This is a genomic window from Halopelagius fulvigenes (assembly GCF_042662625.1).
Lineage (GTDB): Archaea > Halobacteriota > Halobacteria > Halobacteriales > Haloferacaceae > Halopelagius > Halopelagius fulvigenes.
The window spans coordinates 872,795-896,052 of sequence record NZ_JBHSXH010000009.1; the positions used below are offsets into that span (position 1 = coordinate 872,795).

Consider the following 23,258-nt stretch of genomic DNA (forward strand, 5'->3'; position numbering starts at 1 on the left):
GTGCCGTCGTCGCCGTCGGATTCGACGGAGTCGCTCGCGCCGGTCGTCCTCAAACTCGGCGGGAGCGTCGTCACGGAGAAGGAGTCCCCGGAGACGCTGGACGAGGACGCACTCGACGCCGCCGTCTCGGCCGTCGCCGACGCCGGGGTGGAGAACCTCGTCGTCGTCCACGGCGGCGGCAGTTTTGGCCACCCCAATGCGGAGAAACACGGCGTCAGTTCCGCCGCGGGGACGCGCGACGCCCGCGGAATCTACGAGATTCACGACGCCATGCGCCGCCTCAACGACGCCGTCGTCGGCCGCCTGCAGGACGCGGGCGTGCCCGCCCTCCCCGTCCACCCCCTCTCCGCGGGCGCGCGAGACGACGACGCCGCCCTCTCGCTTCCCCTCGATTCGACGGCGACGATGCTCGGCGAGGGGTTCGTCCCGGTCCTCCACGGCGACGTGATAGCGCACGCGGGCGAGGGCGCGACGGTCGTCAGCGGCGACGAACTCGTGACGCGACTCGCCCGCGGCCTCTCGGCCGACCGGGTGGGTCTCTGCTCTACGGTTCCGGGCGTATACGACGAGAACGAGGAGGTCGTCCCCGAGATCACGGCGTTCTCTGACGTGGCCGACGCCCTCGGCGGGTCCGACGCGACGGACGTGACCGGCGGGATGGCCGCGAAGGTGCGCGCACTCCTCGAACTCGGCGCACCGGCGCACGTGTTCGGCCCCGACTCGCTCTCGGACTTCTTGGCGGGCGAGGACGCGGGCACCGTGATTCGCGGGTAGCGCGTCCGACGACGCCGGGGCCGAGTACGACGACGAGTAGTTCGAGAAGCGCCGCCGTCCGATAACGGTAGTCAGTAGTACAGTTTCGTTATTCGGGATACGGCTCGAAACAGCCGTTACACACGGGGGGCATAACCGTCGTTCCTTCGTCACCCGAATCACCGTCCTCTTGGTCCGTGAGGAGAGAGATGGCGTAGATGGCTACTATTGACCCCGAAACGCTTCGAACGAAGTTGGAGAACGGCGAAGATGTATGTGTAGTCGATATTCGGTCAGAAGAGGACTATGAGGAGAACCATATTGAGAATAGCGAGAACCGCCCTATTCGAGAAGCACTCCTCTCAGGGAACGTGGAGGAGGCGTTGGCGAAATTGGACGACCTCCCGGACGACAAGGAACTCGTCATGGTGTGTGATGCGGGGGTCGCATCAACCGAAACCGCTCAGCAACTCCAAGACCAAGGGAAGAACGCGAGTGCCCTTGATGGCGGATTGAATGCGTGGGAGCAGGAACAAGAGTAATCGAGAGATTCGCACGCCTACTTCGCACTTTGAGCGGTTCAGTCTCACACTCGACTACTGATATGAACGGGAGGGCGGACGCGTCCTCCGACGTCGGTCCGTACCCGGTTCAGATGTCCACCCGCAGGCCGTCGCGGGCGAACCGCACGTCGCCGTCGTACGCCGACGCCACGGAGTCGAGCATCTCCTCGTGTCGCCCCTCGGTGTGGGGGTAGAGGTGGGTGAGGTACACCCGCCCGATATCGCGGCCCGCCAACGCCTCGCCCAACTGCGACGGCGTCGGGTGGTTCGACACGTCCACGTCGTCGGGGAACGAGCAGTCGTGCGCGAGGACGGCCGCGCCGTCGGCGAAGTTCGCCAGTCCCTCGAACGCCTCGGAATCCCCGGAGAAGACGAAATCGCCAGACAACGTCTGGCGGCTCGCCGAGGTTTCCTCGGCGTTGTCCCCCTCCTCACCCTCGAACCGGTAGGCGAGGCACTGAATCGAGTGGCGCGTCTCCGTCGCCTCGATTTCGAAGCCGGCCGCCTCGAAGGAGTCGCCCCCGGCGGTCACCTCCCGCACCGTGAGGTCCATCCGCCCCTGCAGGTAGTCGTAAACGTCCACGAGATCGTCGACCAGCGATTTCGTCCCCTCGGGGCCGACGACTTCGAGGTGTTCCTCGCCCGCAAGCCACCTGGCCTTCAGCAGGGGGATCAGGTCGGAGACGTGGTCGAGGTGGTGGTGCGTGAGGAGGACCGTTCCGACGCCCTCGTAGCCGACGTCGGTGGCGCTGAGGCGTCCGAGGACGCCGCTCCCGCAGTCCACGAGGAGCGCCCGGTCGTCCGATTCAAGGAGGAGTCCCGTCTGGGCGCGGTCCGGCAGGGGCATCGCGCTCCCGGTTCCGAGAAACGTGACGCGCATACGCCCGTCTACTCCCACCGCGCGGTTAGACGTTCGGGATGACGGCGGCGGCCCCGAATCGAGCGGTCGCTCGGAACCCGGAACACGAGCTTCGGCCGCGTTTCCGGCGTGATTTCCGCGTTTCGACCGGGGCCGACGGCACAACCCACTTACCCCTCGGGCACCTCCCACTGGATAATGAGTGGGCGCGGACGGGAACTTCTCGTGGAAACCGCGGCGAACGCCGACGACCCCTACGAGTTCGACCCCGAGACGGTCGAACTCGCCGACGAGGCCGTCTTAGACCGACTGGAACCGTCGGTCCGGGAGTGGTGGGTCGAGCGGTTCGGACGGTACGTCGGCGGCAACGGCGGATTCTTCACGCCGCCGCAACGCGAGGCGATTCCCCTCATAGACGACAGGGAGAACGCGCTCATCTGCGCTCCTACCGGGTCGGGCAAGACGCTGGCCTCCTTCACGGCCATCATAAACGAACTGTTCCGCCGGGACCGCGAGTTGGCGGACGGCCTCGAAAACTCCGTCTACTGCATCTACGTCTCGCCGCTGAAATCGCTCGCGAACGACATCCACCGCAACCTGACGGAACCGCTCTCGGGCATCACCGACCTGCTGGACGAGAGGGGCGACGCGGTGGACATCCGCCACGCCATCCGCCACGGCGACACCGACGACGCCGCCAGACAGAAGATGCTCTCGGAGACGCCGCACATCCTCAACACGACGCCGGAGACGCTGGCCATCCTGCTCAACTCCCCGAAGTTCAGGGAGAAACTCCGCACCGTCGAGTACGTCGTCGTGGACGAGATACACAGTCTCGCCGAGAACAAGCGCGGGACGCACCTGTCGGTGTCGCTGGAGCGTCTGGAGAACATCGCCGAGGAGTCGCCAACCCGAATCGGCTGTTCGGCGACCGTGGAACCCCTCTCGACGATGGCGGAGTTCCTCGTCGGGCAGAATAACTCGGGCGAGACGCGCGACTACGAACTCGTGGACACGCGGTTCGTGCGCGACTTCGACCTGCGGTTGGAGTGCCCCACGGACGACCTGATAGACACGCCGCACGGCGTGGTCCAATCGCGGTTCTACGACCGGGTGCACGAACTCGTGCAGTCCCACACGAACACGCTCGTGTTCACGAACACCCGGTCGGGGGCCGAACGCGTCCTGCACAACCTCCGGGAGTACTACGACGAGTACGACGAGGGCAACTCCGGGTGTCACCACGGCAGTCTCTCGAAGGAGCGCAGACAGGAGATAGAGGGCCAGTTGAAGGAGGGCGAGTTGGACGTGGTGACCACCTCCACCAGCCTCGAACTCGGCATCGACATGCCGCACATCGACCTGGTGGTACAGGTCGGATCGCCGAAGTCCGTCGCCTCCCTCCTCCAACGCGTCGGCCGGGCGGGCCACAGACTCGGCCAGACAGTCGAGGGGCGGGTCATCGCCCTCGACAGGGACGAACTCGTCGAGTGCGCGGTGATGCTGAAGAAGGCCGAGGAGGGGTTCGTAGACCGGGTGTTCGTCCCGGAGAACGCCTACGACGTGGCCGCCCAGCACGTCTACGGGATGGCCATCAACGGCCCGATGCGCGAGGCGGACGTGCGGCGGACGCTCCGCCGGGCGTACCCGTACCGCGACTTCGGCGACGAGGAGTTCGAGCGGTTGTTCCGCTACCTCACCGCCGATTACGAGGGACTGGAGGACAAGAACGTCTACGCGAAGGTGTGGCGCGACACGAACGACGCGCCGGACGGCGAACACCACTACGAGGAGTTCGACGTGGGCGAGCGGTTAATCGGAAAGCGGGGGCGACTCGCGCGCGTCATCTACATGACGAACATCGGGACCATCCCCGACTCGTTCACCTGCGACGTGAAGACGCGCGGGACGAACGAGTGGGTCGGCAACTTAGACGAGAACTACCTCGACACCTTGGAGAAGGGCGACGTGTTCGTCCTCGGCGGCGACCATTTCGAGTACCGCTACCGCCGCGGGTCGAAGGTGTACGTCGATCGGACGAGCGCCAGTCCCACGGTTCCGTCGTGGTTCTCCGAACGCCTCCCCCTCTCGTACGACCTCGGCCGGGAGATTACGGCGTTCCAGCGCGACCTGTTGGACCGCCTCGAACGCGGGGGACGGCCGGCGGCCCGCGAGTGGTTGCGCGCGTTCCCCGTAGACGAGAACAGCGTCCGGGCCATCGCGCGGATGTTCGACGAACAGGTGCGCTACGCCGGGACAGAGAGCGTCTCGACGGACGGGCGAATCGCCATCGAGGAGCAGATGGACCGCGAGGAGTACCGGCGGAAGTTCTACGTCCACTCGAACTACGGCCGGAAGTTCAACGACGGCTTCTCCCGCCTCGTGGCGTACCACTGCTCGCGGCGGGCCAACACGAACGTCCAAGTCGCCGTCGCCGACAACGGGTTCACCGTCTCGATGCCGCTGAATCGGAAGGTGGACATCGAGGCCATCGTCGGGGACATCGCCCCCGAGGACGTGGAGTCGGACCTGCGCGCCGCCCTCGACGGGACGGACCTGCTGAAGCGCTACTTCCGCATCAACGCGACGCGTTCGCTGATGATTCTGAAGCGCTACAAGGGGTACGAGAAGTCCGCCGCCCAACAGCAGGTGTCCTCGGAGATGCTCCTCTCGTTCGCGCAGGAGTTGGACTCCTTCGCCGTGATGGAGGAGACGTACCGCGAGATACTCGAAGACAAACTCGACGTGGCAGGCCTGAAGGAGGTGTTCGGCGACGTGCGGGCGGGCGACGTGGACGTCGCGTCCACGCGCGTGGAGTCGCCGACGCCCCGGTCGTTCGGCCTCGCCACCCTGATGGCCAGCGACGTGGTCCTCGCCGAGGACGAGAACGCGGTGCTCAGAGACTTCCACGCCCGCGTCCTCGACGAAATCGGCGACGAGGAGGCCGCCGAGCACCCCGCCGTCTCGACGGACGACGACTGAGTCTAGCTCGTCAGAAGCCAGAGGGCGACGAAGGCGACGGCGCCGATGAAGATGGCGGCGAAGTAGTCGCCGGCCGTGCTCGCATCGAGGAGGGTGAGCGTCACGCCGGCGAGAGCGCCGGAGACGGCCCCGATGACGCCTCGCCTGAACGTGTCTGACCGTTCGAACCGTTCTCGCAGCGTGGCCATGGATCGGTGGCGATAGGTCGCCGAGGGAGAAGAACGCTCCGACCGGAGTCGTTCGACGGCCGCGCCGCCGAGGTATTACTCGCCCGCGGGCGAGCGAACTCGGCCCCGAACGCGTCGGATCGCTCGCGACTGGATTTCCCCCGTGACTGTCCGGACGCGCGGAAACGTCTGTCTATCTGGTCATAAGTAGTTAATTATGTAGTTCCGTATTGGACGCATATCGATGAGCCAGAACGACGAGTCGAACGAGCGACGACGTCTGATACTGTTCGCCGTCGCCGTCCTCGGCACGGCGGTGATCGCCTTCGGTCCCTCGGTGGAAGGGTTGTCGGTGAAGGGCCAGTACGCGATGGCGACGATGTTCTTCGCCGGGTTCCTCTGGGTGACCGGCGCGATTCCCTTGGCCGTGACGGCGTTGTCCATCCCGTTCGTCCTCACGGCCCTCGGCGTGTATCCCGACCTTGACGACGCGTTGGTCGGGTTCGCGGACCACCTCATCTTCCTGTTCATCGCCGGGTTCATGCTGGCGAACGCGCTGCAGAAGTACGACATCGACCGCAGAATCGCGCTGTGGATAATGTCGGTGATGGGGTCGTCGCCGCGGCGACTCGTCGGAGCCATGATGATTTCGACGGCGTTCCTCTCGATGTGGGTGTCGAACACGGCGACGACGGCCATGATGACGCCCATCGCCCTCGGGGTTCTGACGCAGGTTCTCGGCCGCGACGAGGTGGCGGCCGCCGCCGCCGACCCCGACGCCGAGTTCGACGCCGACGTGGCCGCCGACGGATTCGGCGGCGCGGGCGAGGTGGACGAGTTCACGAACCTCCAGATATCGATGCTGCTCGGCACCGCCTACGCCGCCAGCGTCGGCGGCGTCGGAACGCTCATCGGCACGCCGCCGAACGCCATCCTCGCCGGGCAACTCAACCAGATTCTCGGCTACGAGATCGGCTTCGCGCGGTGGTTGCTCATCGGCATCCCCATCGTCGTCGTCACCCTGCCCATCATCTGGTACCTCCTCACCTTCCGCATCTACCCGCCGCAGATAGACGACGTGGAGTCGGCGCGCGAGGAGGCGGCGCGCTATCTCGACGAGGAGGGTCCGCTGAGCACGCGGGGCAAGCGCGTCGCCGTCATCTTCACGGTGACGGCGTCGCTGTGGGTTCTCGGCGGCCTCGGCGAACTCCTCGGCGGGTACCTGCCCGACGCGTGGGCGACGACCATCTTCGGCGGCGAGGGCGCGACGGTTCTCGGCGTCGAGGGGCACCAGGGAATCCTCTACTACGTGATGGTCGGCCTCGCGGCGATTCCGGCTCTCGTCCTCGCGGACACGATGGAGTGGGACGAACTCGTCGACATCGACTGGGGGACGATTCTGCTCTTCGGCGGCGGTATCGCGCTGGCGGACGCCCTCGCCGCGACGGGCGCGACCGACTGGATAGCGAACAGCGTCTTCAACTCCCTGACCGGCGCGCCCATCGTCCTGGTCGTCGGGGCCGTCGTCCTCCTCGTCATCTTCCTCACGGAGATGACCTCCAACACCGCGACGGCGACCATCATCGTCCCCATCCTCATCGGCATCGGCGGCGTGTTCGCCTCGACGCTCGGCCTCCCGCGAGTGGCGGCCGCCGTCTTCCTCTCCGTCTCGGGTGCCGTCGCAGCGAGTTTCGCCTTCGCGCTTCCCGTGGCGACGCCGCCGAACGCCATCGTGTTCGGGTCGGGCTACATCGAACAGGGGCACATGATGCGGGCGGGCGTCATCCTGAACGTCGTGATGACCGTCGTGCTGACGGGCCTCATCTGGCTCCTGTTCCAGTTCGTCTGGCCCCTCATCCTCTGGTGACGCCGCCCCTGCGCTGCCGGTTCGCGCCGCCGGGGCGGCCTACCGCCTCGCCCAATCGAGCATCCGGCGGTAGAAGGGGTCCGAGGCGAGGGCGTCGGCGTCGCCGACGAGCGTCAGCGCCTTCTTCGCCCGCGTGAGGGCGACGTTGATGCGCCGGTGGTCGTCGAAGATGGGGCCGTCCAAGGACCCGCTTGCGACGAACGAGACGAGTACGACCTCCTTTGAGGAGCCTTGGAACCGGTCGACGGTGTCGACGGTCACGTCCGTCCGGCGGGATATCTCGGCCACCTGCGCGCGGAACGGCGCGATGACGCCGATGTCGTCGGAGTCGACGCCGGCCGCCTCGTACGCCTCGACCAACTCCGCGATTCGGTCCGCCTCCGTCGGGTTCGTGTTGCCGACGCGGCGGCCCCCGGGGTCCACGAACGAGACGGGGTCACGCAGTTCCGGCGGCAGGGTACCCTCGTCGACGCCCGGCAGGTCGCCTAATCGCTGGGCGGCCACCTCGCCCGTCGCGGGGCGGAGTTCGCCGTCGTAGAACTCCGCCGAGGAGAACGCCTGAATCCGCTGGGACATGCGGTACTGTCGGTCGAGCATCACCGACGCCTCGGGGTGGTCGGTGACGAGACGTTCGAACAGGGAGGTCTGCAGGTCGTTCTCGGCGCGGACGACCGGCGGGAGTTGCTCGTGGTCGCCGACGAGGACGAACTTCTCTGCGAGATTCACGGCCGCGAGCGTCCCCGGTTCGGTGAGTTGCGACGCCTCGTCCACGAGTGCCACGTCGAACGCCTGTTCGCGGACGACGCGCGACCCGCAGGTGGCCGTCGTCGCCGCGACGACGGGGGCGTCGCGGAGGGCGGCCGCGCGTTCGTTCGGGTCGCCCGAGCGTTCGAGGCGCACGTCGAGCATGTCCTCGCGGATGCCGTTCTCGGTGCCGACGCGGACGATTTCGTCGGCCCCGAACCCTTGGTCGCGGAGGGCTTCGAGGGCGTTGTCCACCGCGCGGTTGGTGAACGCGGAGAGGAGGACGCGGTTGCCGTCGGCGACGAGGGCGCGGATTATCTGGGCGATGGTGTACGTCTTGCCCGTCCCCGGCGGCCCGTGGACGAGGGCGAAGTCGTCGGCGTCCACCGCGAGTTTCACCGCCTCGTTCTGCGCGCCGTTGTTGTCGATGTACGTCTCCTCGCTCCGAGTCGAGAACTCGGGGTCGCGCCGGCCGAACAGCACGTCCTTGCGGCCCGGGTCGCCCTTCAGGAGGGCGTCGTGGACGGCGGTGAGCATCCGGTCGACGGAGAGTTCCGAGGGGTAGACGTCGAGGCGGCGGAGCGTCACCGGTTCGTCGGCGGTGACGACCACCTCGTCGTCGAGTCGTTCGATGCGGACGAGTTCCGCGTGGCCGGACACCGGGTCGCCGTCGCTGGCGAGTGCGACGTCGCCCTCGCGGAGTTTCGACACCGCGTCGTCCGACTTCCGGGCGCGGAGTCGCCACCGCCCGCCCTCGATTTCGGTCCGGTCGAGGGGTTCCAACCCGATGAGTGCCCTGTCGTCGTCGGCGCGTTCCTCGGCCGTCTGCTCCCACAGTTTCCGGTACTCCCGGTGCGTCTCGCGGCGTTCCTCCTCGACGGCGCGGTAGAGTCGGTCGAAGTACTCGCGTTCCGCCTCGGGGAGCGGTTCGCCTATCTTGCCCGCCTTCGACTCCTGGTCGAGGCGGCCCGAGACGACCATGCAGGTGTCCTTCTCGAAGCAGTACTCGCACTTCGAGTCGGCCTCGAACCCCGTCGGAACGGACGTATCGAACTCCATGGCCGCGATTTGGTTGCGCGTGCGGACGACGAAATCGAGCAGTCCCTTCCCGATGGAGAACTCCTTTGCGGGCGAGAGGTCGCCCGTCTCCTCGTTGCGTTCGAGGGCGGTGTTCTTTGTGTACAGGAGGGTGCCCGTGTCCGCGGAGACGCCGCGTTCGTCGAGCATGAGGGCGTACGCCGCGGCCTGAATCTTGTCCTGAAAGCGCGGTTCGCGGTTCGTGTTCTTGCCGGTCTTCAGTTCGACCGGCATCCCGCGGCGGAGGGCGTCGGCGCGGCCCTTGACGCCGAACGTCGGCGAGATGAGCGTGTACTCCGAACGCCACTCGTCCGTCTCCGTCAGCGTCCCCTGCGACAACCACCCTTGGATGGCGGCGGCGTTGCGCCGCACCTCGTCGCGCACCTCCTCGGCGTCGTAGCCCAACAGGCCGAGTTGGAGGCCCGCCTCGCGGACGCGTTCCTCGATGGACTCCTCCAAGACGCCCTCGTCGAGGGCCTCCTCGGCGTCCGCGCGGCGGAGCAAGTCGCCGAACACCTCGTGGACGATGGTCCCCTTCACCACCGGGTAGTTCAGCGGGATGCCCGACAGCTTGTTCAGGTAGTACATCCGCGGGCACTGCACCCACGACCGGATGTTCGTCACGTCCACCAGAAAGCCCGGTTCGAGGACGACGTACGACTCCTTGGAGGTGCCGTACGTCGTCTCGCCGCGGAACTCCGACTCCTCGGCTTCGGTCACCAACACGTCCATCCCCGGTTCGGCGAGTTCGGCGCTCTGGGTCCACTTCCCCCAGAGCGTCACCCGAACCGGGTCCGCGCCGTCGCGTTCCTCCGTGTCCGCGGCCGCGTCTCTCCGTACGTCGCCGTCGGTTCGGACCACCGACAACTCGGCGAGAGAGCGCGGTCCGTACGACGTCTCCACTTCTCGCTCTTCGCCTACCTCGACGATGCGGCCGCGGACGTTCACGACAGAACGGTGCGCGTGGGCGCGAAAAACGCTGTCGGTCGCGGGAACCCTTCGCACCCTCCCGCCGCGGTCGGCGGGGACCGTCACGCTCTTTCTCTCTCGCACCGGAACGACGAACATGCGCGTCAGGGACTGGCAGGACATCCTCGAAGATGTCGTGGAGTCGGACGCCGACCCGGACGGGTGGCGGGCCGTCGCCGGCGACCGCCGCCGCGGAGTCGGCGAGGACCTCTTCCTCGGACACCCCGACGTCGGCGTCTACGAACTGAAGACGTACACGAAGAACCCCTACGAGGTTCGCGGCGTCGGCAGACGCGTCGCCCGGCGCATCGACGAGGACATCGAACCGTTGCTCCCGAGGCGCGAACGCGACGACGACGTGCCCGGCCTGTTCGCCGTCCGGAACGGCCCCGAGGACGAGGAACACGCCTCCGAGATGGCCAAGCGACTCGAAGAGACGGTCAGAGTCCACGCCGAGGCCCCGACGACGCCGGACGACTTCTTCGAGGACGTGATGGACGCTTTGGAGAGTCCGGCGTTTGGCCCGATGGAGTACGAGTTCGACGGCCGACCCGACGCCTTAGACGGGTTGACCGACGAGTTCGCCGACGCCGACGAGTTGCTGACGAAGGACTTAGACGACTTGGTGGCGGAAGACGGCGTCGGCCGCGGGTTCCAGTAGACCCGCCGGACTCCGTTCTCTTCGGTCCGAGGTGGTACGTAAATCGACAGGAAAGGGCGTTTTATCGTCCGATGCGGGGTAGTGTGCGCGTGGTGGAGTTCCAACGACCGGACGGCGGCGACCTGCTCTTCGCGTTGTGCGTCCTCTTCATTTACGCGTACCACGCTCTCGTCCGCGGGAACCCGCCGACGGCGCTCGAAACGGCGTTCGTCGTCTCGATACTCGCACTGTTCACCGTCGGAGCGTTCGTGGAGGGATTCGTCCGTTCGTGGACGTATCCCTTCCTCGCCGGCGGAGTAACCGCCGCATTCAGTTTCGTCCGATATCTCCGAGTGGATGACGCGTGGGCGGCTGTCTGGGTCGTCGTCGGCCTCCTCTTCGCGGGGTACGGTCTTTTGATCTTCCGGCGCGACTCCGACGGCGAGACGCCGACGTAGGGCGCCCCCGACGGCGAACAGCGCTTTCAAATCCCTCCGCTTCGTTGGAGATTCGTATGACCGAAGGGACCGACGACGCCGCCGAGGAACCCTCGACGGTTCATCGGACTGCGTCCGATGCCGCCGCCGCCGAACGCGCAGACGGGGTCGGAGGCTGACGGATGGTCGGACCGAGCATGACGGACGAGGAACGCGACGAGGCCAACCGACTCCTGCGGGCGGGGTTCGTCCTCCTCGTCGCTGCCTCCGGCGCACTCGTCGCCTTCCAGTCGGGCGGCGGCCTCACCTTCGTTGCGGCGGGGTTCGTCGGCGGTCTGGTCGCCGGCCTCTCCCTGCTGTGGTTTCTCATGCGCTGGCTTCGGGAGTTCAAACCCGACGTGAACCGCCGCCCGCCGCGCTGAACGTGCCGCCCGGTTCCTCCGGGTGTCTCCTCCGCTCAGGGGTCCACGCGCGATATCCACATCCACGGGCTGTCGAGTTCTTCGTCCGTCGGGAGGTTCTCCGGGCCCTCCCAGACGGCGGAGGCGGCGGCGACGCCGCGTTCGTCGGCGACGGCCTCGAAGAACGCCGCGCCGCGTTCGTACTGTCGGCGCTTGAGGCCCAACCCGAGGAGGCGGCGCACGAGGATGCCGACGGGGCCGCCGCTCTTTCGCTTCTCGTCTAACTTCTCGCGCAGGTCCTCGTAGTCGTCGTCGAAGGCGCGGTCCATCAGCAGTTCCGCGTACCCTTCCACCGCCGTCATCGCGGTGTCGAGGTCCTTGAACGCCTCGCGGTCGAACTGTCCCTCGGCGAGGCCCTCAAGCCCGTCCTCCATCCGGCGTTCGAGGTGGTCCGAAAGCCACGGCGCGGCGCCAAACTCGGCGGCGTGCGACACCTCGTGGAACGCTATCCACCGGCGGAACCGGGGGTAGTCCACGTCGAGCATCTCTGCGACGCGGACGATGTTCGGGTGGACGAAGTAGAGGCCGTGCTCCGCCTCCTCCCCCTCGGCCGGCGGTTCGGCCAACAGCAACGGGTCGTACTGCCCGAGGACGTTCTTCCCGAGGAAAGAGAGCATGAACGCCATCGTCCCGGTGTTGACGACGCGGGTGAGACCCGGGAGGGGGACCTGCCCGCGCATCTCGACGGGACGCATCACGCGTTCGAACGTGCGGATGTTCGCGTCTATCCAGTGGTGGCGGTTCTGCACCTCTATCGTCGCCGGCACCTCGAACTCCACTTCGCCGACCTCTCGGAGGCGTCGCCGGGCGTCGCGCACGTCCGTCGCGTAGCCCTCGCGTTCCTTCGCGGCCAACTCCAAGGGGCCGGGGTCGGTTGCGTTCTTCGCCGCGTCGGCCACGGCGGCCCAGTCGATGCTCCCAGTGCCGTCGCCGTCGCCTTCCGCGCCCGCGACCGCGCGGACGCTACGGAAGATATTCATGTGAATCCGTGGGGGGTGCGGGGACAAAACGCTTGTTCCGATGGGCGGGTGTGCGCCGACGAAGGTTGTTCGCGCGGACCGTGATTCGAGGCCGCCTCAGGCCGCGCAGTTGTTCGGTCCGGTTTCGAGTTCCGTCGCCGACTCCTCGTTGTCGGGCGTCTCGCGGCCGGTGTTGACGGCGATGACCGTCTCGTAGTTCGCGGGCTTCTCCGGCGTGTCGTCGGTGAGTCGGTCCACGAACTCCTCCTCGTCGAGGCTCAACAGGTCCAGTTCCTCCCGCAGTTCGTCCAGCGTCGCCGAGACGAGTTCGCCGGGCGAGGCGGCGGCGTACTCGCCGTCTTCGGCCACGGTGACGTGGCCGGGGAGGACGCGCGTCTCCCCGGGGAGTTCCAGAATCGTCTCGTGGAGCGTCTCATAGAGGAGTTCCGCACCCGTCGATGCGTCGTCGTCGCCGAACTGCAGTTCCGTCCGGCCGACGGACTCGACGAACAGGGTGTCGCCCGAGAGCAGGTACTCGCCGTCCACGAGGTAGTTCACCATCTCCGTCGTGTGACCGGGGGCGGCCAGCACCTCGATTTCCACGTCGCCGACGGAGAACGTCTCCCCGTCCGAGAGCGGTCGGTAGTCGTACTCCACCTCGCGTTCGGCGGCGCGTTCGCCGAGGTGGTACGGGACGCCCAGTCTCTCGGCCAGTTCCGGGCCGCCGGAGATGTGGTCGGCGTGGACGTGCGTGTCGAAGACGCCGGTCACGCGCATCCCCTCGTCGGCGGCGACGAGTTCGAACTCGTGGTGCTGACGCGTCGCGTCCACGACCACCGCCTCGCCCGCCGAACGCGACCCGACGACGTAGCCGAGACACCCCTTCGCGCGCCGTTGCACCTGCGCGAGAAACAGGTCGTCGCTGTCGGTTTCGACTTCGACCACCTCGTACAGCTTGCTCCACTCCTGCATGCCGCCTTTGACGACGCTCACGTCCTCCCGGCCGCGCTTCCCCAGTTCGAGGCCGAAGGCGGTGGAGGAGATACCCTTCCCGCAGATGGCGACGACCGGTCCGTCGCCGAGTCGTTCGTCCACGCGGTCCCAGTCCCACTCGTCGCCGAGTCCGTCCGTCGGACTGTACGGGACGTTCACCGCGCCGCCGACGTGCCACGCCTCGAAACTGTCGGGCGGGCGCGTGTCGACGACGGTGACCGACTCCCCCGAATCGACCGAATCGGCCAGTTCCTCGACTGTCGTCTGGTGGAGGGCGCACATACGCCGACGTAGGCGAACGAGTCGCATAACCGTTCTTGCCGTCCGCGAGCATCAGGTAGCGCGACCGCTGACGGACGCGAGAAATGGAGAAACGAAACTGCCGGCGGGGTTAGACCTCGGCCTCGAAGTCTTCGAGGGCGTAGGTCGGTTCGGAACCGCGGCGGTCGAGCGTCTCGTTGGCCAAGAGCCAGTAGACGACCGACAGCGCCCGTCGACCCTTGTTGTTCGTCGGAACGACGAGGTCGACGTTGCTCGTCTGGTTGTTCGAGTCGCACATCGCGATGACCGGGATGCCGACCGTGATGGCCTCCTTGACCGCCTGCGCGTCGCCGATGGGGTCGGTGACGACGACCACGTCGGGTTCGATGTAGCCGGCGTAGTCGGGGTTCGTCAGCGTCCCCGGGATGAAGCGACCCGTGCGGGCGCGCGCGCCGACGGCGTCGGCGAACTTCTTGGCCGGGAACCGGCCGTACTGGCGCGAACTGGTGACCAGAATCTGCTCGGGGTCGTACCCCGACAGGAAGTTCGCGGCCGTCCGGATGCGCGAGTCGGTCTGACTCACGTCGAGGACGTACAGACCGTCGTCACGGACGCGGTGGATGAACCGCTCCATGTCCTTGGTCTTCTGTTGGGTACCGATGTGGACACCGGCACCGAGGTAGTCCTCGACCGGGATGAGGAGGTCCGCCTCCTCGTCCGGCATGACGTCCTCGTCGAAGACCGGTTCGGCCTCCTCTTCTTCGGCCTCGGCGGCCTCGTCCTCGGCCGCGCCCTCGTCGGCGGCGGCCTCGTCCTCGGCGGCCTCGGCGACTTCTTCCGTCGTCTCGGCTTCGGTCTCGGTCGCGTCGGACTCCTCGGCGGCCGCTTCTTCGGCCTCCGGAGCGTCCTCGTCGACGACTTCGACCGCTTCGTTATCGTTGTCTGTCATACTGCGTCGTCCGCGATGCGGATGAGTTCGTTGAGCTTGGCGGTTCGCTCGCCCTGCACCGTACCGGTCTTGATGAACGCGGCGTCGGTTGCAACGGCGAGGTGTGCGATGGTCGTGTCCTCGGTTTCGCCGGAGCGGTGCGAGATGATCGTCTCGTAGCCGTTCCGGTTCGCGAGTTCGATGGCGTCGAACGCGTCCGAGAGCGTCCCGATCTGGTTCGGCTTGATGAGGATGGAGTTCGCGGCGTCGGCGTCGATGCCGTCCTGCAACCGTTCGACGTTCGTGACGAACAAGTCGTCGCCGCAGATGAGGGTGCGGTCACCGACGCGGTCGGTGAGTTCCGCGAACCCTTCGTAGTCGTTCTCGTCGAGGGGGTCCTCGACGTAGACGAGTTCGTACTCGTCCACCAGGTCGGCGACGTACTCGATCTGCTCGTCGGTCGATTTGACCTCGTCGCCGTAGACGTAGCCGTCCTCGTCCTCGTCGTACAGTTCCGCCGCGGCCACGTCGAGGCCGAAGCGAATCTCGAAGCCGAGTTCGTCTGCGACGTCGGACACCGCCTCGTCCATCACCTCGAACGCCTCGGCGTCCGAGATGGGCGGGGCCCACGCGCCTTCGTCGCCCTTCGCCGCGGGCGTGCCACGTTCGTCCAGGATCTCGGACGCGCGGGCGTGGACCGCCGCGTTGGCGAAGACGGCCTCGGAGACGCTCGGCGCGCCGACCGGCGCGGCGAGGAACTCCTGGATGTTGGTCGCCTCCTTGGCGTGTTCGCCGCCGCCGACGATGTTCCCGAGCGGAATCGGGAAGTTCTCGCCGCGGAAGGTGCCGCCGAGGTGCTGGTACAACGGCGCACCGAGCACGTCCGCGCCGGCCTTCGCGGCCGCCATCGAGATGGCGACGGCGCTGTTCGCGCCGATTTCGGAGAAGTTGTCCGTGCCGTCGGCGGCGCGGAGTGCGGCGTCCACCTCTCGTTGGTTGCCCGCGTGAACCTCGCCGACGAGGCGCGGAATCGCGTGACGCCGCGCCGATGCGATGGCCTCCGAGGGCTGCAGTTCTATCGCTTCGTACTCGCCCGTGCTCGCGCCGCTCGGCGCTGCCGCGCGGCCGAAGCCGCCGGATTCGGTGAGCACGTCGGCCTCGACCGTCGGGTTACCGCGCGAGTCGAGGACGCGTCGGAGCGAAACGTTGGAGATTAGTGTCATATCACTTACCCTCTCGTTGTACCGTGAACGGAAGGACGCCAGCGTCGTACTCCTCGGCCGCGATGAGGATGGGTTCGCTCTGGTCCGTCTCGATGAGGACCGGCGCCCCGTACGACACCTGCAGCGCTCGCGCGCCGAGGATGCGTGCCTTCTCGTACCGATTGTAGCGCTGTTGCATTATTGGTACGGTGCGACGACGTCGACGAGGTCCTTGTGCGAGACGAGCATGCGGCGGCAGCAGTGCCGCTCGACGCCCAGTTCGTCGAGGACCTCGGCCGGGTCTTCGTCGCCCTCGCGGGCGCGAGCTTTGAACTCCTCCCAGTGTTCGCCCACGACGCTTCCACAGGTGAAACACCGGACAGGTATCATCATGGGTAGATCACCTCAGCGGTAGGATTTCTGGTAGCGAGCGCGAGCGCCCGGTCCGCCCCACTTTTTGGGTTCGGACTGCCGGACGTCGTTGACGAGGAGCGACCGGTCGAACTCCATGTAGGCGTCGCGGAGCTCCGCGTCGTTGAGATGCTGCACCAGCCCTCGCGCGATGGCCGTACGAGCGGCGTCAGCCTGTCCGGCGAAACCGCCGCCGGAGATGCTGACGTCGATGTCGACCTGCGAGCGGAGGTCCTCGCCGGCGATGCGGAACGGTTCCAGCATCTTCAGGCGGGCCATCTCCGGCTCGACGAGCTCGACGGGTTGGGAGTTGATTCGGACGCGCCCCTCGCCCTCGCGCACGGTGGCGCGGGCGATGGCGGTCTTCTTCTTACCGGACGTGTTCGTTACCATGTGACGTTAGCACCCAGTTTCTCGGAGATCTCTCCGAGCGAGATGAACTTGATGTTCGAGAGGCGGTCCAGCGAGGTGTCGTCGAGGACGTCGCCGTCCTCGTCGAACGGGTTGTCCACGTAGACGCGCACGTTCTCGAACGCCTCGCGTCCGCGAGTCGTCTTGTACGGGAGCATGCCGCGGATGGCGCGCTTGAAGATGCGGTCCGGACGCTTCGGGTAGTACGGCCCTCGGTCCGACCCGACTTCGACGCGCTTGCGGTAGACGTCCATCACGTCGTCTTCCGACCCCGTGATGACGGCGTCCTCCGCGTTGACGACGGCCACTTTCTCGCCCGCGAGCGCGCGTTGTGCGACCTCGCTGGCGACGCGACCGACGATACAGTTCCGGGCGTCGACGACGACGTCGGCGTCGAATTCGGCAAGGTTCATCGAATCACCCGCACGTTGGATCCTTCGGGATTGTTCTCTGCGATCTGTTCCAGTGCCACGGCGTCTCCGACCTGTTCGATCTTCTTGCGCGCGGACGAAGAGAAGTCCACCGCGGCGACGGTGACGTTCTTCTCCAGCACACCGCTACCCAGCACTTTGCCGGGAACGACGACGGTCTCGTCTTCCTTGGCGTACCGTTCGATGCGCCCAAGGTTGACCTCCGCGTGGGTGCGCCGGGGCTTTTCTAGACGGTCCGCGACGTCCTGCCACACGTTGGCGCCGGACTCACGAGAGACCGCCTTCAGCTCGGCGATGAGACTGTTGAGTCTCGGGTTGGTCTTACTCATTGTCTACCTCCTTTCGAGAAAATGGAGTGCAGGGAGCAGGATTTGAACCTGCGGACTCCTACGAGACAGCGCCCTGAACGCTGCGCCGTTGGCCAGACTTGGCTATCCCTGCTCGCACTCCGATTTACTGCGTGCCCCTTCAAACCCCTTTCGGTCTGGCTTGTGAGTCCGCCCGTTTCGTTCGCGGGAGACGACGCTCTCGCCGGACTGCGTCTGGCGGCCCGCCGAACTCCGTTCGGCGATGTCGCCGGGTTGCGTGCGGCGAACGAGCGTCGGGTTGGTGAAGGGACAGTCATCGATACTTAGATTGCGACCTTTTCTTCGAGTTCGGCCGCGCGCGCGCCGAGACTCTCGGCGGCGCGGCGGACGAGTTCCTCGACCGTGAACGACCCGTCCGTCTCCACGTGGAAGACGAACGCGCCGTCTACGTCGTGCACCTCGACGTCCTTGCCGGGGTACCGCTTCGTGAGGTCGTTGTCGAACTCGTCCGTGGCCACGAGGTCACCGTTCGCGGCGGTGTCGTCTGCGGCGTGTTCGGCCGCCTGCTCCTCGATGACGCCACGGAGGATGTTCGGTTCCTGTTCTTCGAACTCGCCGGCGTCGCCGACGACCTCCACGCGTTGGAGGTGTCGGTAGCCGACGGCGACTCCGCCCTGGTGCTTGGCGTGTTCCTTGCCGCGTCCGAGGACCGCGTCGGCCTCGAACTCGAGGCGTTGGCCCTCCTTCAGTTCGATGATGGGGATGTTGTCGTCCGCGGGTTGCACCATCGGGTCCGCGGACCGGATGTCCCCGGAGTACGCCGTGGCGGGTCCCTCGACGTCGAGGGACAGCGTCACGGTGTCACCCTCCTCGAAGTCGTCGAGGGGGGTCGTGAGCGGAACAAGGCCGAGTCGAAGCCCGATCATCTCGTCGAACATCACCGACGAGTTCTCGACGAACCGGACGGTGTCGACGCTGAACGTCGGCACGTCCGCGATCATTGCTCGGCGGATGCCGTTCGCGACCGCCGGGGTGAGACCCCGAACGAGGAAGCGGGCCGCTCGCTCGTCGCGTTCGATGAACTCGACCTCGAAGTCGTTTGCCATGGATTATCTTAGAGTCGGCTGTTTTTCGGCGCTCGGGTCCCGTCGTGCGGGATGGGCGTCACGTCCTCGATGCGCCCGATTTCGAGTCCGGCGCGGGCCAGCGCGCGAATCGTCGCCTGCGCGCCGGGGCCGGGGCTCTTGTTACCGTTGCCGCCGGGGCCGCGCACGCGAACGTGGAGACCCTCGATGCCGGCGGCTTTGACTTCCTCGGCCACCGTCTCGGCCATCTGCATCGCGGCGTACGGAGACGCCTCGTCTCGGTTCTGCTTCACCACGGTACCGCCGGACGACTTCGCGATCGTCTCCGCGCCCGTCTGGTCGGTGATGGTGATGAGCGTGTTGTTGAACGATGCGTGGACGTGGGCGATACCCCACTTGTCTTGGGTGTTCTCAGATTCGCTCATGTGTTACTCCTGTCCCTCCGCGCGTGCGGGGTGAAGGTCGTCCGAGAGCGGACTCGTCTCGTCGAACGCCACTCGGTCCTCTTCGACGGCCTCGACCTTCTTCGAGGGCGCGGTGACGCGGGCGTCGCCGACGACCACGTGGCCGTGGGTGATGAACTGCCGCGCCTGCTGGGGCGTCTGCGCGAGGCCCTTGCGGTACGCGACGGTCTGGAGGCGGCGTTCGAGGATGTCGGTCACGTCCAGTCGCAGGACGCGGTTGATGTTGTCGTCCTCCGAGAGGATGCCGAGGCGGCGGAGGCGGTCGAGGAAGTCCTCGCCCTCCTCCTCCGCGACGTCTAAGTCACCCTGCGCGTCGCCGATGAGGCGTCGCGCCTCGCGGCGGTAGTCGCGCAGTTCGGACTGCGCGCGCCAGAGTTCCTCTTTGTTCTTCAGGCCGTAGCGGCCCAGAAGGTCGGACTCCTGAGCGATACGCTCGCCCTGCCACGGATGGTTCGGCGTCTCGTAGAACTTGGTGTTGTTACCAGTCGCCATTATTCCTCGTCACCCGCTGCTTCCTCTGCCTGTTCTTCTTTGATAGCCTCGACGTTGACGCCGATGGTCCCCTCGGAACGTCCGGTGGACTTCGTTCGCTGTCCGCGAACCTTCTGTCCGCGCTTGTGACGGACGCCCCTGTAGGAGCTTATCATCTTCATGCGGTTGATGTCGTGGCGGCGTGCCTGTTCGAGGTCCGACCCGGTTTCGTGGCTGGTCTCTCCGCTGTAGAAGTCTTCGCGGCGGTTGACCATCCACTCGGGGGCGTGGTTATCGTAGTTCTCGACGGCATCGACGACCGAGTCGATTTCCTCTTCGTCGAGAAGACCGAAGGTCGCCGTTCGGTCCACACCCGCGGCGTCGACAATGATACGCGCCGTGCGCTTGCCGATACCCTTCATGTCTGTCAGACTCCGCTCTACCGATTTCGTTCCGTCAAGGTCCGTCTGACCTATTCGGACGAAGTATCGGAGGTTTTCCTCCTCGTCGGGAGCGTCGTCCTGTGGTTCTTCTGCACTCATGACTGGAAAGTCGCGATGAGCGTTGCGGCGGGGATTCGAACCCCGGAGGCATTAACGCCACTGAGTTAGCAACCCAGCGCCTTGGGCCATGCTTGGCTACCGCAACACGGTCATTCACTTTCGCCCGTACGGACTCGGGGCGTCCGCCCCTACAGTGTATCTATCGCAGTCGAAACAAAACGTGGTGATTACTTAAGCATCACGATACCCCGCCGGGGGTGGCACCGGGCGACGGACCCGCCGCGGCGACGGCGTTCCCGCCTCTCGTCCCCGTGCGCCGCGCTACCTCGACGCGGGCGTGCGCCGGGTTCGACGGACCGCAGAACCGCTTTACCCTTCGCGGGCGTATATAAGGCGATGAGCACGGACACCGCCCCCTCGAACGCCGAGACGCCGACGAAGCCCGTCCACGTCGAGAGCGAAGCTGAACTCGACGCCCTCGTTTCGGAGCACGAACTCGTCCTCGTGGACTTCTACACGAAGGGCTGTACGCTCTGTCAGAGCATCGAACCCGTCTTGGGGAACGTCGCGCGCGCGAAGGAGGTAGTCGTCTCGTTGTGCAACCCGCGCGAGGACCTGTCGCTGGTGGAGCGATTCTCCATTCGGAGCGTCCCGACGCTGGTTCTGTTCGAGGACGGCGAGGAAGTCGGGCGACTCGCGGAGGGGTTCCAGGGCGCGCAGGCCATCGTGGACTTCATCGACGAAGGGACGTCGGCGGACCACGGGGCCCGGCCCGGCGACGTCGAGGACGGTCGGTCGGAGCGACGGTAGTCGGAACGACGGTTTCTTCGTTCGCGTGACGTGCGAACCGAAACGCCAGATTCGTCACCCCCACCAATGTTATGTTTTAACACACCACACACCGTAGTTCGAACGTGATGAGCTACGAGAACGACCAGTCCTATCTGGACAACCTGACGGACGGCAACAAGGACGAGACCGAGGTCCCGATAGGCGACGTACAGGACATCGAAGCGCGGAGTAACGCCATGTGGCGGTGCGGCGAGTGCGGTGAGATGGGGAGAATCCGAGACGCCCTCCCGGAACGGTGTCCGGGGTGTGACACCGCGAAGGAGGAACTGTTCTACTGGGTGGAGGATTGAACCTCGCCCCGCACTCGCCGTAATTTTCACGGACGGCTTCGACCGGAGATGCTGCGCTACTGCCTACCGACAACGGGGACGGAGAGACGCATCAGGCCCCGATGTACTCCTCGTTTACGACCCACCCGTCCTCCTCGTCCTCGACGAGGTACTCGCCGTAGTAGGGGACGCGGTTCGATACGACTTCGCGGAACGCGTCTCTAACTTCGGGCTTCGTCATCTCGCCCATCGGCCGCAGGTCGTCGTTTCGGTTCAGACAGCCCTTGAGGTAGCCCTCGTGGGTGACGCGCACGCGGTGGCAGTTCGCGCAGAAGTCGGCGTTGCCCACGGGGTCTACGATCTCGACCATCCCTTCTCCCACGTAGTAGCGGCGTCGGTGGTGCATCTCCCGCCGTTCCACCCTGTCGGCCTTCTCCTCCAACCAGTCGTGGACGCGTCCGATGTCGATGTTCCACTCCGGCTTGCCCGTCAGTTCGGGCATGTACTCGATGAGTTGCAGTTGGAGGCCGGGGTTCTCGGCGACGTGGTCCACCATCCCCTCGACGTAGCCGGCGGTGTGTTCGAAGACGACCATGTTCAGTTTCACCGGGTCCAGACCGGCGTCGAGTGCCGCCTCCACCCCTTCGATGACCTTCTCGTACGCGCCCGATTTGGTTATCTCCGCGAACGCGTCGGGGTCTAAGGCGTCTTGGGAGACGTTCACCCGCGAGAGGCCCGCTTCCTTCAACGATTCCGCGCGGCCGGGGAGGAACGTCCCGTTCGTCGTCAGCGACGTCTCCATCGAGTCGGGGGTGCGTTCGATGATCTCTTCGAGGTCCTGTCGGAGCATCGGTTCCCCGCCGGTGAACTTCACCTTCTCGACGTCGAACTCCTCGGCGACTTCGAGGAAGCGCACCACGTCGTCGGTCCCCATCTCGTCGTCGCTCGGTTCCATCGGTCCCCGCGTGTCCCCCAGTCCCTCGTTGTGGCAGTAGACGCAGTCGAAGTTACACCGGTCGGTGAGGGAGATGCGGACGCCCGTAACCTCTCGTCCGAAGTCGTCCACGAGCATATGCGGAGTCTGGCCGGCGTCGTTGATAAGTTCGCCGTCGCTCGGGGTGCGGACGTAACTGCGACCGGTTACGAACGTCCCCGATTCGGCGACCACCCGGCAGTCGTGCGAGTTGTACCGCAGACTCACTCAGTACCTTCTTCGTCCCGTTCTTCGAATACTTCCTTTGCAGCATTCATTCCGTTGAGTGCCGCAGGGAATCCCGCGTACACTGCCATCTGGATGATAACTTCGATGATCTCCTCGCGCGTGCATCCGACGTTCAGTGCCCCGTGGATGTGGACCCTGAGTTGATCCTGGGCGTTTCCGAGCGTCGTCAGGGAAGCCACCGTCGCGATTTCGCGCGATCGGAGGTCGAGGCTGGATCGCGAGTAGACGTCCCCGAACGGGAACTCGATCGTGTACCGCCCTAAGTCCGGAGCGATTTCGTCGAGACTCTCGATGACCCGTTCGCCCGCCTTCCCGTCGATTTCCTGAAGTTTCCGCCACCCGCGCTCGTATCGTTCCGAGTCCGTGTTTGAACTGGGTTTCATAGTCTATCGGTCCGCTGATTGACGGTCACGCCCGTCGTTCCACTGGTCGTACACTCCATCGTCGGCTGAACAAACGAGCGCTGTGTAGATATGGTGTCGAGACCGAAACGGGGAATCAAGGCCGAACGTTCGGTGTTACTCCCTTCTTCGCACCGACATCTGTATTAGCTATCCTCACCGTAGCCACGACATGGAACGTACCGAGGCCGAACGAGCTGAGTTCTTCGGAACGCTATTCGAGGAGTTACCGGCGCCGGAGGTCGATGTCGATGCGAAGGCCGATTTTTTCGAGTTCCTCGGGAGGGCACATATGATAGCGATTCTTCATTTCTTCGCAGTTGATCCCGGGCCGTGGCGGTTTACGGAGCTACGCGAGCATCTCACCGTCCCACCGACAACGCTGACAGACAGACTTCGGGAGTTAACGGCCGCGGGTCTTTTGAACCGTCGGTCGTACGACGAAATTCCGCCGCGGGTGGAGTATAGCGCGACCGAGAGCGCGATCGCCCTCAGGCCGACGTTCAGGTGTTTGAGCCTCTGGGTGGAACAGTACGAGTGGGAGTACTGAGAGCAGGTCCCCTCCCGT

General features: G+C 65.9%; 28 protein-coding genes and 2 tRNA genes. 10 read left to right on the forward strand and 20 right to left on the reverse strand.

What is annotated here, in order from left to right; all coding sequences use genetic code 11:
- Both ACFQEV_RS07025 and ACFQEV_RS07030 read left to right on the forward strand, forming a co-directional pair.
- Positions 1-774 (forward strand): isopentenyl phosphate kinase, encoded by a 774-nt coding sequence (locus ACFQEV_RS07025; RefSeq protein ID WP_379694091.1) that lies wholly within the window; start codon positions 1-3, stop codon positions 772-774.
- A gap of 197 nt (positions 775-971) precedes the next feature.
- Entirely contained in the window at positions 972-1,295 is a 324-nt protein-coding gene (locus tag ACFQEV_RS07030; RefSeq protein WP_379694094.1) for a rhodanese-like domain-containing protein, read from the forward strand.
- Between the two features lie 109 nt (positions 1,296-1,404).
- On the opposite strand, the gene ACFQEV_RS07035 is transcribed toward ACFQEV_RS07030, so the two are convergent.
- Positions 1,405-2,196, reverse strand: a complete 792-nt coding sequence (locus ACFQEV_RS07035; protein WP_379694096.1) for an MBL fold metallo-hydrolase — start codon at positions 2,194-2,196, stop codon at positions 1,405-1,407.
- Between the two features lie 177 nt (positions 2,197-2,373).
- Here ACFQEV_RS07035 and ACFQEV_RS07040 point away from each other — a divergent pair, with 177 nt between their 5' ends.
- Positions 2,374-5,157 carry an ATP-dependent helicase gene (locus ACFQEV_RS07040; protein WP_379694099.1) on the forward strand — a complete coding sequence of 928 codons (2,784 nt, stop codon included), beginning with the start codon at positions 2,374-2,376 and terminating at the stop codon, positions 5,155-5,157.
- A gap of 2 nt (positions 5,158-5,159) precedes the next feature.
- Here the strand turns inward: ACFQEV_RS07040 and ACFQEV_RS07045 are convergent, their stop codons facing one another.
- The gene (locus tag ACFQEV_RS07045; RefSeq protein WP_379694102.1) at positions 5,160-5,345 is read right to left on the reverse strand and encodes a hypothetical protein; all 186 of its coding nucleotides are present in this window, start codon (positions 5,343-5,345) and stop codon (positions 5,160-5,162) included.
- Positions 5,346-5,568: 223 nt separating this feature from the next.
- Here ACFQEV_RS07045 and ACFQEV_RS07050 point away from each other — a divergent pair, with 223 nt between their 5' ends.
- Positions 5,569-7,191 (forward strand): SLC13 family permease, encoded by a 1,623-nt coding sequence (locus ACFQEV_RS07050; RefSeq protein WP_379694105.1) that lies wholly within the window; start codon positions 5,569-5,571, stop codon positions 7,189-7,191.
- Positions 7,192-7,230: 39 nt separating this feature from the next.
- Here ACFQEV_RS07050 and ACFQEV_RS07055 read toward each other — a convergent pair whose 3' ends face one another.
- Complete coding sequence (locus tag ACFQEV_RS07055) at positions 7,231-9,960, reverse strand: AAA domain-containing protein (RefSeq protein WP_379694108.1); 2,730 nt, start codon at positions 9,958-9,960, stop codon at positions 7,231-7,233.
- Between the two features lie 118 nt (positions 9,961-10,078).
- On the opposite strand from ACFQEV_RS07055, the gene ACFQEV_RS07060 reads away from it, so the two are divergent.
- The 3 genes from ACFQEV_RS07060 (at position 10,079) to ACFQEV_RS07070 (ending at position 11,480) form a co-directional block, all read left to right on the forward strand.
- Positions 10,079-10,642, forward strand: coding sequence for a hypothetical protein (locus tag ACFQEV_RS07060; protein ID WP_379694111.1), 564 nt, complete (start codon positions 10,079-10,081; stop codon positions 10,640-10,642).
- Positions 10,643-10,731: 89 nt separating this feature from the next.
- A complete protein-coding gene (locus tag ACFQEV_RS07065) occupies positions 10,732-11,079 on the forward strand; it encodes a hypothetical protein (protein ID WP_379694113.1) in 348 nt (115 codons plus the stop codon).
- A gap of 161 nt (positions 11,080-11,240) precedes the next feature.
- Positions 11,241-11,480 carry a hypothetical protein gene (locus ACFQEV_RS07070; protein WP_379694116.1) on the forward strand — a complete coding sequence of 80 codons (240 nt, stop codon included), beginning with the start codon at positions 11,241-11,243 and terminating at the stop codon, positions 11,478-11,480.
- A gap of 35 nt (positions 11,481-11,515) precedes the next feature.
- Here the strand turns inward: ACFQEV_RS07070 and ACFQEV_RS07075 are convergent, their stop codons facing one another.
- From ACFQEV_RS07075 to ACFQEV_RS07145, 15 genes are all read right to left on the reverse strand, one after another.
- Positions 11,516-12,499 (reverse strand): zinc-dependent metalloprotease, encoded by a 984-nt coding sequence (locus ACFQEV_RS07075; protein WP_379694117.1) that lies wholly within the window; start codon positions 12,497-12,499, stop codon positions 11,516-11,518.
- 96 nt (positions 12,500-12,595) lie between these two features.
- A complete protein-coding gene (locus tag ACFQEV_RS07080; protein WP_379694118.1) occupies positions 12,596-13,753 on the reverse strand; it encodes an MBL fold metallo-hydrolase in 1,158 nt (385 codons plus the stop codon).
- A gap of 109 nt (positions 13,754-13,862) precedes the next feature.
- Positions 13,863-14,681 (reverse strand): 30S ribosomal protein S2, encoded by an 819-nt coding sequence (rpsB, locus tag ACFQEV_RS07085; RefSeq protein WP_379694121.1) that lies wholly within the window; start codon positions 14,679-14,681, stop codon positions 13,863-13,865.
- Entirely contained in the window at positions 14,678-15,883 is a 1,206-nt protein-coding gene (gene eno, locus ACFQEV_RS07090) for a phosphopyruvate hydratase (protein WP_379694124.1), read from the reverse strand. The genes rpsB and eno overlap by 4 nt, the downstream gene beginning before the upstream one ends.
- 1 nt (position 15,884) lies before the next feature.
- The gene (locus ACFQEV_RS07095) at positions 15,885-16,061 is read right to left on the reverse strand and encodes a DNA-directed RNA polymerase subunit K (protein ID WP_092533825.1); all 177 of its coding nucleotides are present in this window, start codon (positions 16,059-16,061) and stop codon (positions 15,885-15,887) included.
- Positions 16,061-16,255, reverse strand: coding sequence for a DNA-directed RNA polymerase subunit N (locus ACFQEV_RS07100; protein WP_379694128.1), 195 nt, complete (start codon positions 16,253-16,255; stop codon positions 16,061-16,063). Before ACFQEV_RS07100 ends, ACFQEV_RS07095 begins: the two co-directional genes overlap by 1 nt.
- Before the next feature lie 12 nt (positions 16,256-16,267).
- A complete protein-coding gene (locus tag ACFQEV_RS07105; RefSeq protein ID WP_379694131.1) occupies positions 16,268-16,666 on the reverse strand; it encodes a 30S ribosomal protein S9 in 399 nt (132 codons plus the stop codon).
- A complete protein-coding gene (locus ACFQEV_RS07110; RefSeq protein WP_379694134.1) occupies positions 16,660-17,097 on the reverse strand; it encodes a 50S ribosomal protein L13 in 438 nt (145 codons plus the stop codon). Before ACFQEV_RS07110 ends, ACFQEV_RS07105 begins: the two co-directional genes overlap by 7 nt.
- Positions 17,094-17,444 carry a 50S ribosomal protein L18e gene (locus ACFQEV_RS07115; RefSeq protein WP_092533837.1) on the reverse strand — a complete coding sequence of 117 codons (351 nt, stop codon included), beginning with the start codon at positions 17,442-17,444 and terminating at the stop codon, positions 17,094-17,096. Before ACFQEV_RS07115 ends, ACFQEV_RS07110 begins: the two co-directional genes overlap by 4 nt.
- 27 nt (positions 17,445-17,471) lie before the next feature.
- Positions 17,472-17,556: transfer RNA gene (locus ACFQEV_RS07120), tRNA-Leu, on the reverse strand.
- 190 nt (positions 17,557-17,746) lie between these two features.
- The gene (locus tag ACFQEV_RS07125; protein WP_379694136.1) at positions 17,747-18,529 is read right to left on the reverse strand and encodes a DNA-directed RNA polymerase subunit D; all 783 of its coding nucleotides are present in this window, start codon (positions 18,527-18,529) and stop codon (positions 17,747-17,749) included.
- Positions 18,530-18,537: 8 nt separating this feature from the next.
- A complete protein-coding gene (locus tag ACFQEV_RS07130; RefSeq protein ID WP_379694139.1) occupies positions 18,538-18,933 on the reverse strand; it encodes a 30S ribosomal protein S11 in 396 nt (131 codons plus the stop codon).
- Positions 18,934-18,936: 3 nt separating this feature from the next.
- The gene (locus ACFQEV_RS07135) at positions 18,937-19,464 is read right to left on the reverse strand and encodes a 30S ribosomal protein S4 (RefSeq protein ID WP_379694142.1); all 528 of its coding nucleotides are present in this window, start codon (positions 19,462-19,464) and stop codon (positions 18,937-18,939) included.
- Positions 19,464-19,985, reverse strand: coding sequence for a 30S ribosomal protein S13 (locus tag ACFQEV_RS07140; protein WP_379694145.1), 522 nt, complete (start codon positions 19,983-19,985; stop codon positions 19,464-19,466). The genes ACFQEV_RS07135 and ACFQEV_RS07140 overlap by 1 nt, the downstream gene beginning before the upstream one ends.
- 20 nt (positions 19,986-20,005) lie before the next feature.
- Positions 20,006-20,091 (reverse strand) — tRNA-Ser (locus ACFQEV_RS07145).
- Between the two features lie 251 nt (positions 20,092-20,342).
- Between ACFQEV_RS07145 and ACFQEV_RS07150 the strand changes: the two genes are divergently transcribed.
- Together ACFQEV_RS07150 and ACFQEV_RS07155 are read left to right on the forward strand one after the other, a co-directional pair.
- Positions 20,343-20,756, forward strand: coding sequence for a thioredoxin family protein (locus ACFQEV_RS07150; protein WP_379694148.1), 414 nt, complete (start codon positions 20,343-20,345; stop codon positions 20,754-20,756).
- 107 nt (positions 20,757-20,863) lie between these two features.
- Complete coding sequence (locus tag ACFQEV_RS07155) at positions 20,864-21,088, forward strand: DUF7130 family rubredoxin-like protein (RefSeq protein WP_379694151.1); 225 nt, start codon at positions 20,864-20,866, stop codon at positions 21,086-21,088.
- A gap of 91 nt (positions 21,089-21,179) precedes the next feature.
- Here the strand turns inward: ACFQEV_RS07155 and moaA are convergent, their stop codons facing one another.
- Positions 21,180-22,139: a GTP 3',8-cyclase MoaA gene (gene moaA / locus ACFQEV_RS07160; RefSeq protein WP_379694572.1), complete on the reverse strand. Its 960-nt coding sequence runs from the start codon at positions 22,137-22,139 to the stop codon at positions 21,180-21,182.
- 125 nt (positions 22,140-22,264) lie between these two features.
- Positions 22,265-22,672 (reverse strand): carboxymuconolactone decarboxylase family protein, encoded by a 408-nt coding sequence (locus tag ACFQEV_RS07165; RefSeq protein ID WP_379694154.1) that lies wholly within the window; start codon positions 22,670-22,672, stop codon positions 22,265-22,267.
- Between the two features lie 190 nt (positions 22,673-22,862).
- On the opposite strand from ACFQEV_RS07165, the gene ACFQEV_RS07170 reads away from it, so the two are divergent.
- On the forward strand, positions 22,863-23,240 hold the full coding sequence (locus tag ACFQEV_RS07170; RefSeq protein ID WP_379694156.1) for a winged helix-turn-helix transcriptional regulator: 378 nt from the start codon (positions 22,863-22,865) through the stop codon (positions 23,238-23,240).
- The last annotated feature ends 18 nt before the right edge of the window (positions 23,241-23,258 follow it).